Below are 14,706 nucleotides of genomic sequence, written 5' to 3'. Positions count from 1 at the left end.
TTCCAAGCCTCAGCGGAGGAAAAAGGCCGGAATATGTTCGTTTTTCCGCAGCCTGTTAGCGTAAAATCGCTTTTTCCAGAAAGCACACGCCGCGCCAGTGCCAAGTGTCGCGGTATTTCCCAAGTGGCTCTCCCCGATCTTCGGTGGTGGTACACCATGGTCGGGGAGTGTCCACGCAGCCGCTCAGCAAGCTACGCTTCGTACGCCGGACAGAGTCAGGGCGGTCTGGCCTTCTTGGCCTCCATGCTTCTTGAGGGGGATGACGCTGTTCCGCAAAGCAAAAAGCGGAGAAACAGCGGTCGTGATGAAGAGTTCATATCTTTACCTGAGCCATCGTCAGGGGCCGTGTCAAGCCTCTCCGGACACAGCAAATTGTGCAAGGAGGGCCGCCCCAGACCCAACCTGTTGATTGAAGGGCCTCCTACGGTTTTGATGAATTCGTTCTGAAACAGAAATAATCCATATCTTACAATGGGTTCATGGGCTTTCAAGCTGACCATCACATGGAAGACGCAAAACACTTGCGCTTCGACTTCTAAAAACTCATCCCGTACTGGAGCGCCAATCGCGTTTAAGCAACCCCTTCTTTAGACAGTTCGGTCTAGACCGATTCCTGTCTTCATACCGAATCGAGCAGGCTGTCCCTGCGACTCGGGCCATAAACTACGTTCGCTGAGTAAGAGGTCACGACTTACTTCCGCCAGAGGAAGCTCATAGAGTAAAAATGAAGAGGCGGATACCCCATCACCCCCGCTGCGCCAGCCGCTCCATCTCCTTCGCCCAGCCCGCGTAGTTCTTGTGGAACTCCGCCAGCGCCTGATCGGTCCGGGTGCGCTCGGCCATCGCCCGCAGCAGCGGCGCCTGGGCCGCCGCCAGCTCCCGCGCGTCGGTGCGCCGGGTCGCCGTCAGGAAGGACGACAGGCTGGTCACCAGCTTTCCCCCCGCCGGGGCCGCCGCCATCTTCGCCAGATCGTTGACGATCCACGGCATGTATTTCAGCACATAGTCGGCGTAGGTGCGCATGACCGGCGCCTGCTCCAGCAGCTCGGCGCGCTCGCGGTCGAAATCCTTGCGGTCGAGGATGGCGTGGTTGCGGTAGACGACCGGCGCCTCCGCCGAGACGTCGCACTCCCAGCCCTTGCGCGGAACCAGCAGATCGGCCTGATCCTTTTCCTCGCGGTAGGGGTAAAAGGGCATGGTCCGGCAGCGCGACGGCTTGTCGGCGTGGATGCCGCAGAGGTTGTCCGGCTGGAGCGCCGGACAGGGAAAGTGGTTCGGCAGATAGGCGGTGGGCTGGATCAGCACCGCCACCGTCTTGCGGTTGGGCAGACGCACGCTGGTGCCCAGCCGGGTGGCGAGGTCGTAGGATTTGGCGTTCGACCGCACCACCGTCCAGACCAGCGCCAGCGGGAAGCGCACGGCGTGGGCCACCGCGTCGGTGAGCGTCAGCGGCAACAGCCCGTGGCAGCATTTTCCGCAGGCGGTGCAGGCGAAGCGGGGTTCCATGATCCGGGTCCGCCCTCAGCGGCCGCAGCAGGCCTTGAACTTCTTCCCCGACCCGCAAGGGCAAGGCTCGTTGCGGCCGACCTTGACGACCCGGCGCGGCTCGCCCTTCGGGTTCACCTCGCCAGCGCTGTAGAGCCATTGGCCGTCGATGCGGCGGAAGGACGCGCGCTCGTGGTGGCGCATGTCCTGGCCGTCGCGGCGGAACTGGATCAGGAATTCGACGGTGCCCTCGTCGCCCTCCTCCGTCGCGCGCAGCACGTCGAGCCGCTGCCAGTCGCACTCGTCGGCCACCCGCTCCGCCTCGGCGCGGTTGAAGTCCTCGCGGATTTCCGGCGCGTGGGTGCGTTCCACATGGTCGAGGTCGTGGCGCACGAAGGCGGTGTAGCGCGACCGCATCAGCGCCTCGGCCGTCGCGGCGGGCGCGCCGGCCAGGATCGGGCCGCAGCAGGTCTCGAAGGAAAGGCCCGAACAGCAGGGGCAGGCGGAGGAGGTCATGGCGCGCGGGTCCGTCGGTGGGTCCGGGGCTGGTGTGGCAGGATGGGCCAGCCCGGTCAAGCGCTGCGGACCAAACACATCGGACGGACAGGTAAGGTCAGGCCGAACGGGCGCGACGCGGTTCGGACGGGGTGTGGACCGCCGGCTTCACGATGGCGCGCAGCTCCTCGAGGAAGGCGCGGCCGGTGTCGGTGAGCGTGACGATCTTGCGGCGGCGTTCGCGCGGGTCTTCCTGGGCCTGGACGAGGTCGAGTCCGGCCTTCCCGAAGCTGTGCCAGCGGCTGAGGGCCGCGACGTTGCGCGACGCGGAGGATTGGGCGATGCCCAGCCGTTCCGCAAGCTCGCCGATGGAGATCCCTTCGTTCTGCGCGATCGTCATGAAGGACAGCGCGTACTGGATCGGCAGGTCGGGATCGAGCTTGCGAAACGCCTCGAGCACATGGACGACGGTGGTCACCTCGTCAGGGCGAATGTGGGCCGGCATCAGCGACCCTCCCCGAGCGAGGACCCCATCGGGCCGGTGTGTAGATGATGTTCAGGCGTCCAAGCCATATCACGAATTCCCCGTTATCCCGCCGGGCGTCGAAAAAACGATCCGGAGAGGCCCAGTGGGCGTGCTCAACGAAGACCGAACGACCGCAAAACCCCAAAAAGACACACATGGCTTCCTCTCGATATCCGGAATTCGCGTTCCAATGCGCTGGGTTGAAGAAGGGAGCCGTTAGCTCGCCGGGCGGTATGGGCGGACCAATCGCCCTGTCGGCGATTCGGGGTGGTGGGTACGATGGCTTTCATCGTGGTCTCCGTGGGTTGAAGAAAGGCAGGGGTTGAAGGAAGGCGCGGCCCCGAAGGGAAACCGCAGGATCGGGTATCGCCGGTCAGCGATACGCTTGCAACGTCAAAAATGACCGGGCGTCCGAAAGGTTCCGCTCCCGGATGTGTTGGGCCGGGACATAGCCCGCTTCGGTTCCGTCCAGCCCGATGTCGCGCCGCAGATGGGCGCTCAGCGTCTCCACCCCGGCATCGTCGCCGGCGGTGTCCAGCCACTGCCGCAGCAGGGCGTTCCACAAGGTTTGCATGACTCCTCTCCTTGGTGCAGAGGAGCAATTAATCCGCTATCGGATGATTTCCGTCAAGCCCGATTTCCGCGTGCCGGACCAAGCGGTTGGGCTGCTCCGCCTTCGCCCTTGGCGAACCGCCTTTTCCACGGTATGGAGTCCCGTCATGAAGGCGACCCCAAGTACCACCGGCATCGCGCTCTGACGCGTCCGACGCGCAGAGCCTGAACGCGCGCCCCCCGATAGGGGAGCCCGCGGTGTGCGCCTGCGCCCGCGCGCAGGCCGGAAGCCGCCGGATGGCGGCTCACAAGCCGTGAGTGGTTTGATGGAAAACGTCTTCGAAAGCCCGTTCAAGGGCATCACGCTGGACCAGCAGGTCACCAACCCGAACATCGTCGTCGGCCGGTACAGCTATTATTCCGGCTATTACCATGGCCACAGCTTCGACGACTGCGCCCGGTTTCTTCTTCCGGACGAGGGCGTCGACCGGTTGGTGATCGGCAGCTTCTGCTCGATCGGATCCGGCGCGGCCTTCATCATGGCGGGCAACCAAGGCCACCGGAACGACTGGATCAGCACCTTTCCCTTCTTCTGAATGCCCGAGGTGCCGGCCTTCGCCGGCGCGCGGAACGGCTATCGGCCAGCCGGCGACACGGTGATCGGCAACGACGTCTGGATCGGGTCGGAGGCCATCGTCATGCCCGGCGTCACCATCGGCGACGGCGCCGTGATCGGCACGAGGGCGCTGGTGACGCGGGACGTCGAGCCCTACGCGATCGTGGGCGGCAACCCCGCCCGGGTGATCCGGAAGCGCTTCGACGACGATCTCATCGCGTTGCTGCTCGCGATGAAGTGGTGGGATTGGTCCGATGACCAGTTGCAGGAGGCCATGCCGATCCTGACCAGCGGCGACGTTGCGCGCCTGCACCGTCACTGGCAGGACGTGATCAAAGCCGCCTGACGGCAACCTTGTCGGCTTCGCCTGTTCATCGGCAGGCGAAGCCGACCCCCGTGAGCGACGGAACGCTCAGGGGGGCGGACGGCCGCCGACGCGGGCGTCCCACCCCAGCATGGCGACCTCGGCCACGGCCTCCAGCTCGGCGCGCTCCGCGCCGTCGCGGGCGAGGATCGACATGCCGGCCTGCACCGTCTGCACGAAACGGGCGAGCGCGTGGAGATCGACCGAGGCCGGGATCTCGCCTTCGGCCACGGCCCGCGCCAGACGCTCCGTCAGGATGTCGACCGCCGAGGCGCGCGCCGACCGCACCACCTCGCCCAGCTCGGCGTGCCCCTCGCTGCCGACCGCCGAGAGCGTCACCATGCAACCGCGCGGGATGTCGCCGCGGCAGCCGGTGAGCGCCGCGGCCGAGTCCATCAGCAGCCCCATGACCGCCTCGCGGGCGGTGCCGGCGGTGAAGAAGCGCCCCCAGACCAGCCCCTCGTAGCTCTTGCGGTAATGGTTCACCGCCTCGACGTAGAGCGCCTCCTTCGAGCCGAAGGCGGCGTAGAGGCTGGGTGAGCCGATCCCCATGGCCTCCGTCAGGTCGGCGATGGAGGTCGCCTCGTAGCCCTTGGTCCAGAACAGGCGGGTGGCCTGGGTCAGGGCGGCCTCGCGGTCGAAGGCGCGCGGCCGTCCGCGCCCACGGGCGGGCGGCGGTGCCGATGCCCCGTCATCGGCGGACGGTGTCGGACGTGATTTCTGCATCGAACACTATTTAATCCTGGCGTGGCGTGGGGGCAATGGCCTCGGACAGCCGCGCTCCATTTCTGTGTCGATCAACACAAAAAACATTGACCGCGGCGCCGAACGCCTCTAGCTATTTTTGTATCGAACGACACAGAAATGACGGATCATGGTTGAACCGAGTGGTGAGTTGGTTGGCAAGCGCGCCCTGGTGACGGGCGGTTCGCGGGGCATCGGCGCCGCCATCGCGCTGGCGCTCGCCGACAAGGGCGCGGATGTGGCGATCTCCTACGAGCGGTCGGCCGAGCGCGCCACCGAGGTGGTCCGGGCGATCGAGGCGAAGGGCCGGCGCGCCGTCGCCATCCAGGCCGACAGCGCCGACCCGGCGGCCATGGCGGCCCTGGTCGGCCGAACGGTGGAAGCGCTCGGTGCGCTCGACATCCTGGTCAACAACGCCGGCATCGCCCGCCAGGGCCTGGTCGCCGAGATGAGCCTCGCCGACATCGACGCGCTTCTGGACGTCAACGTGCGCGCTGCGGTGCTGGTGGCGCAGGCGGCCATCCCGCATCTGAAGGAGGGCGGACGCATCGTCTTCATCGGGTCGTGCCTCGCCGACCGCATCACCGCGCCGGGCGTCACCGTCTATTCGATGACCAAGTCGGCGCAGATCGCCCTGACGCACGGCCTCGCCCGCGAACTCGGCCCGCGCGGCATCACGGTGAATCTGGTCCAGCCGGGGGCGACCGACACCGACATGAATCCCGCCGACGGCGCCCATGCCGAAATCCTGCGCTCGCAGACTCCGCTCGGCCGCTACGGCAAGCCGGAGGACGTGGCGGCGGCGGTGGCCTTCCTGGCCAGCCCGGCGGCCCGTCAGATTTCCGGGGCCACCCTGACGGTGGACGGCGGCCTGAACGCCTGAAAGGCCTGAACGCCTGAATCCGGAACCGGTTCGGGGAAGCCTTTGTTCGAAAAGGCTCTCCCGGACGGCTTCGGCCAAGGATTAACAATTCGTTAACGACGAATATGGGGCGACCCGAGGAACGCCCACACCAGCGACGGAGACGCGACAGATGCGCCACGCACCGATGAAAACGGCCGTTTCCCCCACAAAACGGCCGCCGCCGCGGAGTGCCGCCCGATGAGCCGCTCCGCGACGCTCGACGGGCTGCGGGGCTATTTCCTCGTCTTCATGATGGTGAACCACGTGGTGCTGGCCGGCGGCGTGCTGCTCGCCAAGGTCAACCACGCCGAACTCGGCTATGTGCAGGACGCCCAGGGCTTCGTGCTGCTGTCGGGCATCGTCGCCGGGATGTACTACACCCGCGTCTGGACCCAGCGTTCGCCCGAGGCGGCGCGGCGACGACTGTTCGCCCGCGCCCGCGAGCTGTACGTCTCGACCATGCTGGTGATCGCGCTGGTCACCGCCATGGTGGTGCTGGTCCCCGGCGCGCGGGAGCCGCTGGGCGGCTTCCTCGGCCATCTGGCCGGACTGGAGCCCGGCACCCTGCTGGCGAGCGCGCTCCTTCTGCATTCCCCGACCTTCACGGATCTGCTGATCCAGTACATCCTCTACCTCGCGGCGACCCCGCTGCTGCTCCGCCTGATCCTCGACGGCCACGCCCGCAAGGTCGCGCTGGGCAGCGCCGCGCTGTGGGCCGCCGTGCAGATGGGCCTGCATGTGCCGGTGCTGAGCGCGCTCGACGACGGGCTGGGGCGGCTCAGCGACGGGCTGGCGGTGCGCGGGCCGTTCAACCCGCTCGCCTGGCAGGTGCTCTACGTCGCCGGGCTGCTGATCGGCAGCGCCGTGCAGCGGGGCCGCTTCCACGCCGACCGCTGGTTCCCGGTCGAGCGGCCGCCCTGGCTGGTTCCGGCGCTGGTCACCGTGGTGGTCTGCGCGGCCTGGCACCTGTCCTTCGTCCATGAGTTGGTCAGCCCGATCGTCGGCGAGCGTTTCCTGCGCTACGTCGACCGCACCGAGTTCAGCCTCGTCTACCTCGCGAACTTCGCGGCGCTGGCCTACGTCGTCTCCTGGCTGCTCATCGCCGGGCCGCGGTCGTCCCATCCGGTCGCCGCCGGCACCGCCCGGCTGCTCACCGCGCTGTTCAACCTGCCCTTCCTCCGGCTGCTGGGGCGGCATTCGCTGCAGGTCTACCTGTTCCACGTCCTGGTCGCCTACGCGATCCTGCTGATCGACCTGTTCGGCGGACCCTTCAACCAGCTGACCAAGGCGGTCCTGCTGCTCGCCAGCGTCGCCAGCCTCGCCATCCCCGCCCTGTGGCGGGAGCGGAGCCGCGCCAAGCCGGCGGAGCGGGGCGCCGTCCGGATGGGCTCGTCGCGGGGCTGAACGCGCCAGGGCCAGGACGGACGGAATTCCTCTTGTCCTGGACAAGCCCGCCCCGCTGGGTCAAAGAGAAAGCATCAAAAGGGGTGGGACCGGTGGAAGGGCCATCGCCCGGCCGATCCCCGCCCGCCCTTTCGCTGCTGAGGACAATCGACCCGCGTGACGAGACGCGCCCATCATCGGTGGTTCGGGACCTTGGCCGCCGCCCTGCTGGCGGTGACGTTGGCCCCGGCGCTGGCCCCGGCGCCGGCCCATGCCGACCCCCGCTTCGTGCCCGGCCCCTGCTGGTTCTCCGTGCCGGAGGGCGAGGCCGCGCTGTGCGGGACGGTCGGCGTGCCCGACCGGCGCGACCGGCCGGCGGCGCGGGCCTTCCGGCTGCCGGTCGTCGTCCTGCTGTCCACCGCCAAGCAGCCGTCCCCCGACCCCGTCCTGTTCCTGGAGGGCGGGCCCGGCGCCTCCCCCTTCGGCAGCGGCGAGGCGGTGGAGGAGCGGATGGAGGTGTGGTGGTCGCTGACCGCCGGCTTCCGCCGGTCGCGCCACGTCGTTCTGTTCGACCCGCGCGGCGCCGGGCGGGCCGAGCCGGACACCGACTGCCCGGAGCTGGACGTGCTGGGCGCCTCCCCCCGCCTGCGCCCGGTGTCGCGGGACCGCCGCGCCGCGCTGGAGCGCACGGCCATCGCCGCCTGCCGAGACCGCTTCACCGCCGCCGGGCTGGACGGCGCCATGTTCACCACACCCATCGCCGCCGACGACGCCATGGACGTCGCCGCGGCGCTGGGCGCGCAGCGGGTCAACCTGTTCGCGGTGTCCTACGGCACGCGGGTGGCGCTGGAGATCCTGCGGCGCCACGGCGGGCGGGTGCGCACGGCGGTGCTCGACTCCATCTACCCGCCCGACGTCAACGCGACGGAGGAGGCGCCCTGGCTGGCGCACCGGGCGTTCAAACGGCTGTTCGACGACTGCGCGGCCAACCGCGTGTGCCGCGCCGCCTACCCGGATCTGGAGCGCCATCTGCTGGAACTGGTGGAGCGGCTGGGCAAGGCCCCGGTGGACGTGCCGGTGGGCGACCCGGAGATTCCGCGCTGGGTACGGCTGGACAGCGCCGCCGCCCTGTCGGCCCTGTTGGAGGCGATGGCCGAGGGCGAGAGCGTGCCCCGCCTGCCCGCCCTGATCGAACGGGCGTGGCGCGGGCGCTACGACCGTCTGACCGACTGGGTGCCCGCCCCCTGGCTGGGCGACCCCGACTCGGCGGAGGGCATGGCCTTCTCCATCGAATGCCGGGAGACGGTGAATTCCGCCGACCCGCTGCGGCTGGCCGAGGCCGCCCGCCGCTTCGCCCCCTACGGCGCCGTCACCGCCGACGATCCCGGCCGGCGCGTCTGCGCCCAATGGCCCGCCGCCGCCCAGGAGGCGTCGGAGCGGCTGCCGGTGGCCAGCGCGGTGCCGGTGCTTCTGCTGTCCGGCGCCTACGACCCGCTGACCCCGCCGGAGTGGGCGGAGCGCGCCGCGACGACCCTGCCGAAGAGCCGGCATCTGGTCTTCCGCAGCGCCGGCCATCTGGTCACCGCGTCGGACGACTGCGCCGTCGCCATGGCCGCCCAGTTCGTGGAGTCGGAAAGCCTGCCCGCCAACGCCTGCCCGGCGGCGGCCAAGCCGCCGGGGTTCCAGCCGCCATGAACTCTACTTCAGCGCGTCCAGCATGAAGGCCGGCAGGGCGAAGCTGGCAACGTGGATGTCGGGCGTGTAGTAGCGGGTGGCCAGCCCCGCCGCCTCGAAGCGCGGGCGGATCGCCTCCGCCGTCTGGCGGCGCAGCGCCGCGTCGTCGGTGGCCCAGCCGAAGGCCATGAAGCCGCCGTAGTAGCTGGGCACCGGCGCCACGAAGAAGCTCGCGTCCGCGAACAGCCGGCCGAGCCGCCGGTGGCTGTCCTTCAGCTCGCCCGGCTGGAGGAACGGCACGCCGTTCTGGGTGACCAGCACGCCGCCGGGGGTCAGCCGCGCCTTGCAGTCGGCGTAGAACGCCTCGGTGAAGAGGACGGCGCCCGGCCCGTGGGGGTCGGTGGAATCGACGATGATGACGTCGAACCGCTCCGCCGTCTCCTTTACGAAAGCGCAGCCGTCGGCGATCACCAGATCGGCGCGCGGGTCGTCGAAGGCGCCGGCGCTGATCGACGGCAGATGGGCGATGGACAGGTCGACCACGGAGCGGTCGATCTCCACCATCGTCACCCGCTCCACCGCCTTGTGCTCCAGGCAGCGGCGCAGCATGCCGCCGTCGCCGCCGCCGACGATCAGGACGCGGCGGACCCGCCCATGGGCCAGGATCGGCACATGGGTCAGCATCTCGTGATAGACGAACTCGTCGCCCTCGGTGGTCTGGACGACCCCGTCGAGCGCCATCACGCGGCCCAGGACCGGGTTCTCGAAGATCACCAGGTCCTGGAGGGCGGTGCGGTCACGATGCAGGACGCGGCCCATGCGCAGGCGCTGGGCCACGTCCTTGTGCAGCGTCTCGTCGTACCAGCCGGAGCCGGAGTCGCTCATGACCCGGTTTCGCCGCGCAGCAGCTCGTCGCACTTCACGCCGGTGGGCTTGAAGGCGCGCTCCAGCACCGGGATGGCCTTCATGGGCTGGGCGTCGCCGCACATGAAGATGTCCAGCGCGGCGTAGCCGCGTTCCGGCCAGGTGTGGATGCTGATGTGCGACTCGGCGAGCACCGCCACGCCGGAGATGCCGCCGTTCGGCGTGAAATGGTGCAGGTGGATGTGCAGAAGCGTCGCCCCGGCCACCTCCACGGACTCGATCAGCGTGGAGCGGACATGGTCCAGCTCGTCCAGACGTTCGGCGCCCCACAGATCGACGATCAGGTGCGTGCCGGCGCAGACCTTGCCATCGCGGACGATGAAATGATCCTTGCGGTCGTCTGTGGATTCCTTCCAGGGACCAGAAGTCACGTTGGTCCGGCTGGAGATTTGACCTTCCGTTTGGGCTTTCCTTGGATCGCTTCCCAAGTCCATCCCCAATTGGAAGAGAGAAGCGGTCTTCGCCATCGTTCTCCCCCATCAGCAGATGTTCCGCGCGGGTGGCGCGGAGAAGGGGGGCATATGGGACAAATTCGCATGCGAATCAACACAATTCTGTCCCGGCATCCCCTTTGTGCTTGGCGGCACGCCCCTGGCGCGGGGCGCGGCGGCGGCGCATAATCGGCTGTCCGCACCGTCCGGAGGTCCCCGCCATGACCCGCAAGCCGCTGATCGGCGTTCCCGCCTGCACCCGCATGATGGGGGAGCATCCCTTCCACGTCGTCGGCGACAAGTATGTCCGCGCGGTGTCGGACGGGGCCGGCGGCATGCCGCTGCTGATCCCGGCGTTGGGGACGGCGCTGGACATGGACGAGGTGGCGGGACGGCTCGACGGGCTGCTGGTCACCGGAAGCCCGTCAAACGTCGAGCCGCACCGCTACGGCGGGTCGCCCAGCGAGCCGGGCACCCTGCACGACCCGGAGCGCGACGACACCACCCTGCCGCTGATCCGCGCCGCGCTGGAGATGGGCGTGCCGCTGCTGGGCATCTGCCGCGGCTTCCAGGAGCTGAACGTGGCGCTGGGCGGCACGCTGCACCAGCGGGTGCACGAGGTGCCGGGCTACGCCAACCACCGCGAGGACAAGGCGGCGCCGCTGGCCGTGCAGTATGGGCCGTCGCACCGCGTGCGGCTGACCCCCGGTGGCGTGCTGGAGGGGCTGGCCGGCGGCGCCGCGGCGGTGACCGTCAACTCCTTGCACGGGCAGGGCGTCGACCGGCTGGCCGACGGGCTGATCGTGGAGGCGATGGCCGAGGATGGGCTGGTCGAGGCGGTGCGGGTGGCCGGGGCGCCGGCCTTCGCGCTGGCCGTGCAGTGGCACCCGGAATGGCGGTTCTGGGAGAACCCGCTGTCGGCGGCGATCCTGCGCGCCTTCGGAAGCGCCGCCGCCGACCGGGCGCGGCGGCGCCTTTCCTGAAAATACGGTTTCAGGACAATAGATTAGGTCAACAATTGGCGGGTGCCGCGTGCCCAGGAATTGGGCACGCCGCCCTCAACCCATCGGCGTCAGCCAGCCCGCGAGATGCGGCGCAGGAAGTCGATGAGCTGCCCCTGCTCCTCGGCCGAGAGATCCTTCACCATGGCCTTGTCATGGGCCTGGATGCGCGGAATCAGCTCGTCCAGCAGCTTCTCCCCTTCCGGGGACAGGCGGAGCGCGTAGGAGCGGCGGTCGTTGGGCGAGGGCGCCCGGATGACCAGACCGCGCGACTCGAGCCGGTCGATGACCGCGACCATGGTCGAACGGTCGATGCCCACCGCCGAGCCCAGGTCGGACTGGGACAAGCCCTCGTTCTCCTTGATCATGATCAGGACGCCGAACTGTCCCGGCGTCATGTCGTGAGGCGACACGGCGTTCTGGAAGCTCTGGAACACGGCCACCTGCGCCTTGCGCAGATTGTAGCCGACGAGCTCCGGCAGAGGGCCGAGGGCCATCTTTCCGGACTTGCTCGGACGCTGGCGGGTGCGCCGGTCCGAGGGGGTGGGGCGGTCGATGTCGGTCAACGTGAAAGCCGTCGTTTATTGACTGGTCTATTGGTCGTGTAAAATGCAGGCAGGTGCCGATTTTGTCAGCAAGAACCACACAATCCGCATCATATGCATAGCACCCATTCCCGTTACGCATTGGTTCCACCCGGAAGCGGCTCCACCTCTACCCCTATGAAGTGATCGCGCTCCTGACCCCGGACCCCCCGGAAACAGGCATACCGGCGCGGTTGCCCGCCGACGGTTCATTCCCCTGCCGCAGACGGGTTCCAAACAATGGAGCTTCCGACGCCCGGTCCCCCCCAGACCGGGCGTCTTCGCGCCAAAGCCCCGGCCCAACGGCTGGGGCTTTTTTCCGGTGCTCTTTCCGGTAGGGTGGTTGCCCGAACCGCACCCCCTCCGAAAGAAAGGCGCGCCATGGCCTACGCCATTCCCCTGTGGCCCCAGCCCACCGTTCCGGTCGCCGGCGGCGACCCGTTCCCGGTCCGCCGCATCTATTGCGTCGGCCGCAACTACGCCGCCCACGCGCGCGAGATGGGCGCCGATCCGGACCGCGAGCCGCCGTTCTTCTTCATGAAGCCCGCCGACGCCATCGTCGCCGACGGCACCGCTATCCCCTACCCGCCCCGGACCGCCAACCTGCACCACGAGATCGAGCTGGTCGTGGCCATCGGCACCGGCGGGCGCGACATCCCGGTGGAGCGGGCTCTGGACCATGTCTACGGCTATGGCGTGGGGCTCGACATGACCCGCCGCGACCTGCAGAACGCGGCGAAGAAGGAAGGCAAGCCCTGGGACATGGGCAAGGGCTTCGACCAGTCCGCCCCCTGCGGCACGCTGCGCCGCGCCGCCGACATCGGCCACCCCGACAAGGGTTCGGTGACGCTGTCGGTCAACGGCGCGCTGCGCCAGAAGGGCGATCTGGCCGACCTGATCTGGACCGTGTCCGAAACGATCTCCTACCTGTCGGGTCTGGTCGAGCTTCAGCCGGGCGACCTGATCTACACCGGCACGCCGGAGGGCGTCGGCCCGGTGGTCGCCGGCGACCGGCTGGAGGGCGCGGTCGAGGGCGTCGGCTCCATCACCGTCACCATCGCCTGACGCCGGCAACAGGACTCACCGGACGATGCGCATCGCCACCTGGAACATCAACTCCGTCCGCATGCGGATGGATCTGCTGCTGCGCCTCATCGACGAGGCGCAGCCGGACGTCATCTGCCTGCAGGAGACCAAGGTCGTCGACACCGACTTCCCCATGGCCCCGCTGGCCGAGAAGGGCTACGTCCACGCCCACATCCACGGGATGAAGAGCTACAACGGCGTCGCCATCCTGTCGAAGCTGCCCTTCGCGTCGCGCGACGTGCAGCACTGGTGCGGCAAGCAGGACTGCCGCCACGTCTTCGCCGAGCTGCCCGGCGGGATTGAGCTGCACAGCGTCTACATCCCGGCGGGCGGGGACATTCCGGACCCGGAACAGAACGACAAGTTCGCCCACAAGCTTCAGTTCGTGGACGAAATGACCGAGTGGTGGACGACCCGGCGCAGCCCGGATCGCCGCATGGTCATGGTCGGCGACCTGAACATAGCGCCGCTGGAAAACGACGTCTGGAGCCACAAGGAGCTTCTGAAGATCGTCTCCCACACCCCGGTGGAGGTGGCGAAGCTGACGGCGATGCAGGAATCCATCGGCTGGGTCGACGCCCTGCGCCATTTCGTTCCGCCCACGGAAAAGCTCTACACCTGGTGGAGCTACCGCGCGAAGGACTGGGCGGCCTCCGACCGCGGCCGGCGGCTCGACCACATCTGGGTCACGCCGCCGCTGAAGGACGCGCTGACCGGCCACCGCGTCCTGCGCGAGGCCCGCGGCTGGGAGCCCAAGCCCTCCGACCATGTTCCGGTGATGGTCGATCTCGCCCTGTGATCGGCTGAGTCACCGCTCCGTCAGCGGCACGTTCATCGCCACGACCGACGGCGTCCCATCCTCCGCGACGCGGAAGCGGTGGGCGCAGCCGTCGGTCAGGCGGTGGGCTGGCTTGCCCACCATGTCCCAGCCGGTGGCCAGCGCGTAGAGCGCCCGCATCACCCCGTTGTGGGCCACCGCCCCGGTCGGCACGCCGCCGGCCCCCACCTCGGCCAGCCAGGGGATCAGCCGCGCCTGCACGTCGCGCGGGCTCTCGCCGCCCGGCGCCCGGAAGTCGAGGCCCATCCGTTCACGGTCCGCGGTCAGGGCGCCGCTCGACCGCAGCTCCTCCAGCAGGCGGCCCTCCCAGTCGCCCCAGCCCATCTCCACCAGACGCGGTTCCGGCGCCGGGTCGAGGCCGAGCAGCCGGGCCGTCTCCCAGGCCCGCCGCTTCGGGCTGGCGACCCAGCGGTAGCCCAGAACGTCCGGCGGCAGCCTCCAGGTGGCGACTCGGGCACGGCCCGCGTCGGACAGCGGCTCGTCGATGCCGCCCTGGAGACGGTGCGCGGCGTTCCAGGCGGTCGGCCCGTGGCGCAGGATGATGAGGTCGGTCATGGGCTCCCTTTCCACGCGGCACGTCGGACGACTCCGTCCAGAACGTCCATCGCGTTGGTCAAATCGTGCTCCGCGGCGGCGATGCGGCGCGCCGCCTCGCCGAAGCGGCGGCGTCTCTCGGGATCGTCGAGCAGAGCCCGGACGGCGGCGGCGAAGGCCGCCGCGTCGCCCACCGGCGGCAACAGCCCGGTCACCCCGTCGCGCACCACGTCCGGCACCCCCCCGGTGCGCCCAGCCACCACCGGCAACCCGGCGGCCTGGGCCTCCAGCAGGGCCATGCCGTAGGCTTCGTTCACCGCCGGCCAGACCATCAGGTCGGCGGCCGCGTAGAGCGCGGCGAGGGCGTCCGAACTTTGCTGGCCGAGGAATCTAACCCCCTCCCCTGCGAAGCGGGGGAGGGTTGGGGTGGGGGCAAGTCCGCGCCCACCGAACATCGCCTCAATCCGGGGTCGTGCGGGGCCGTCGCCGGCGATCAGCAGATGCGGACCGCTTGCCCCCACCCCGGCCCTCCCCCGCTCTCGGCGGACCAAAGGTCCGCCGAGAG

Annotated in this window: 17 protein-coding genes and 1 pseudogene; 8 read left to right on the top strand and 10 right to left on the bottom strand. The window is 69.0% G+C overall.

Annotation, left to right across the window (positions count from 1 at the left end; all coding sequences use genetic code 11):
* On the top strand, window positions 1-447 hold a 447-nt coding region (locus DXK32_RS32820), incomplete at its 5' end, for a hypothetical protein (protein WP_205215866.1).
* Between the two features lie 297 nt (window positions 448-744).
* Here DXK32_RS32820 and DXK32_RS30140 read toward each other — a convergent pair.
* The 4 genes from DXK32_RS30140 to DXK32_RS30125 form a co-directional block, all read right to left on the bottom strand.
* A complete protein-coding gene (locus tag DXK32_RS30140) occupies window positions 745-1,506 on the bottom strand; it encodes a YkgJ family cysteine cluster protein (RefSeq protein ID WP_114861869.1) in 762 nt (253 codons plus the stop codon).
* Between the two features lie 15 nt (window positions 1,507-1,521).
* A complete protein-coding gene (locus DXK32_RS30135) occupies window positions 1,522-2,001 on the bottom strand; it encodes a YchJ family protein (RefSeq protein ID WP_114861868.1) in 480 nt (159 codons plus the stop codon).
* A 97-nt stretch (window positions 2,002-2,098) separates the two neighbouring features.
* Window positions 2,099-2,485 (bottom strand): MarR family winged helix-turn-helix transcriptional regulator, encoded by a 387-nt coding sequence (locus DXK32_RS30130; RefSeq protein WP_114861867.1) that lies wholly within the window; start codon window positions 2,483-2,485, stop codon window positions 2,099-2,101.
* Window positions 2,486-2,879: 394 nt separating this feature from the next.
* Window positions 2,880-3,080 (bottom strand): hypothetical protein, encoded by a 201-nt coding sequence (locus DXK32_RS30125; protein ID WP_035670522.1) that lies wholly within the window; start codon window positions 3,078-3,080, stop codon window positions 2,880-2,882.
* Window positions 3,081-3,384: 304 nt separating this feature from the next.
* On the opposite strand from DXK32_RS30125, the pseudogene catB reads away from it, so the two are divergent.
* Window positions 3,385-4,020, top strand: a pseudogene (gene catB, locus DXK32_RS30120) (type B chloramphenicol O-acetyltransferase).
* Between the two features lie 66 nt (window positions 4,021-4,086).
* Here the strand turns inward: catB and DXK32_RS30115 are convergent.
* Entirely contained in the window at window positions 4,087-4,764 is a 678-nt protein-coding gene (locus DXK32_RS30115; protein WP_114861866.1) for a TetR/AcrR family transcriptional regulator, read from the bottom strand.
* A 148-nt stretch (window positions 4,765-4,912) separates the two neighbouring features.
* Between DXK32_RS30115 and DXK32_RS30110 the strand changes: the two genes are divergently transcribed.
* The 3 genes from DXK32_RS30110 to DXK32_RS30100 all read left to right on the top strand — a co-directional run bounded on the left by DXK32_RS30110 (window position 4,913) and on the right by DXK32_RS30100 (window position 8,764).
* Window positions 4,913-5,665: an SDR family NAD(P)-dependent oxidoreductase gene (locus DXK32_RS30110; protein WP_114861865.1), complete on the top strand. Its 753-nt coding sequence runs from the start codon at window positions 4,913-4,915 to the stop codon at window positions 5,663-5,665.
* 219 nt (window positions 5,666-5,884) lie between these two features.
* A complete protein-coding gene (locus DXK32_RS30105) occupies window positions 5,885-7,090 on the top strand; it encodes an OpgC family protein (protein ID WP_114861864.1) in 1,206 nt (401 codons plus the stop codon).
* A gap of 156 nt (window positions 7,091-7,246) precedes the next feature.
* Window positions 7,247-8,764, top strand: a complete 1,518-nt coding sequence (locus DXK32_RS30100) for an alpha/beta hydrolase (protein WP_114861863.1) — start codon at window positions 7,247-7,249, stop codon at window positions 8,762-8,764.
* 3 nt (window positions 8,765-8,767) lie between these two features.
* On the opposite strand, the gene speE is transcribed toward DXK32_RS30100, so the two are convergent.
* Together speE and speD are read right to left on the bottom strand one after the other, a co-directional pair.
* Window positions 8,768-9,628 (bottom strand): polyamine aminopropyltransferase, encoded by an 861-nt coding sequence (speE, locus tag DXK32_RS30095; RefSeq protein WP_114861862.1) that lies wholly within the window; start codon window positions 9,626-9,628, stop codon window positions 8,768-8,770.
* Window positions 9,625-10,038: an adenosylmethionine decarboxylase gene (gene speD, locus DXK32_RS30090; protein ID WP_432612371.1), complete on the bottom strand. Its 414-nt coding sequence runs from the start codon at window positions 10,036-10,038 to the stop codon at window positions 9,625-9,627. Before speD ends, speE begins: the two co-directional genes overlap by 4 nt.
* Before the next feature lie 281 nt (window positions 10,039-10,319).
* Here speD and DXK32_RS30085 point away from each other — a divergent pair, with 281 nt between their 5' ends.
* Window positions 10,320-11,081, top strand: coding sequence for a gamma-glutamyl-gamma-aminobutyrate hydrolase family protein (locus DXK32_RS30085; RefSeq protein ID WP_114861860.1), 762 nt, complete (start codon window positions 10,320-10,322; stop codon window positions 11,079-11,081).
* Between the two features lie 89 nt (window positions 11,082-11,170).
* Here DXK32_RS30085 and DXK32_RS30080 read toward each other — a convergent pair whose 3' ends face one another.
* The gene (locus DXK32_RS30080; protein ID WP_114861859.1) at window positions 11,171-11,665 is read right to left on the bottom strand and encodes a MarR family winged helix-turn-helix transcriptional regulator; all 495 of its coding nucleotides are present in this window, start codon (window positions 11,663-11,665) and stop codon (window positions 11,171-11,173) included.
* Between the two features lie 399 nt (window positions 11,666-12,064).
* Between DXK32_RS30080 and DXK32_RS30075 the strand changes: the two genes are divergently transcribed.
* Complete coding sequence (locus DXK32_RS30075; RefSeq protein ID WP_114861858.1) at window positions 12,065-12,748, top strand: fumarylacetoacetate hydrolase family protein; 684 nt, start codon at window positions 12,065-12,067, stop codon at window positions 12,746-12,748.
* 25 nt (window positions 12,749-12,773) lie between these two features.
* Entirely contained in the window at window positions 12,774-13,568 is a 795-nt protein-coding gene (gene xth / locus DXK32_RS30070; protein ID WP_114861857.1) for an exodeoxyribonuclease III, read from the top strand.
* Window positions 13,569-13,577: 9 nt separating this feature from the next.
* Here xth and DXK32_RS30065 read toward each other — a convergent pair whose 3' ends face one another.
* Together DXK32_RS30065 and DXK32_RS30060 are read right to left on the bottom strand one after the other, a co-directional pair.
* On the bottom strand, window positions 13,578-14,162 hold the full coding sequence (locus DXK32_RS30065) for a histidine phosphatase family protein (protein WP_114861856.1): 585 nt from the start codon (window positions 14,160-14,162) through the stop codon (window positions 13,578-13,580).
* Window positions 14,159-14,706, bottom strand: a 548-nt coding sequence (locus DXK32_RS30060) for a glycosyltransferase (RefSeq protein WP_114861855.1), incomplete at its 5' end; no start/stop codon positions are given. The genes DXK32_RS30060 and DXK32_RS30065, both read right to left, overlap by 4 nt.

The organism is Azospirillum brasilense (assembly GCF_003349955.1).
Taxonomy (GTDB): Bacteria; Pseudomonadota; Alphaproteobacteria; order Azospirillales; family Azospirillaceae; genus Azospirillum; species Azospirillum brasilense_B.
Note: the sequence above shows the minus strand (reverse complement) of the source record. Positions and strands in the feature narration are given on the sequence as shown.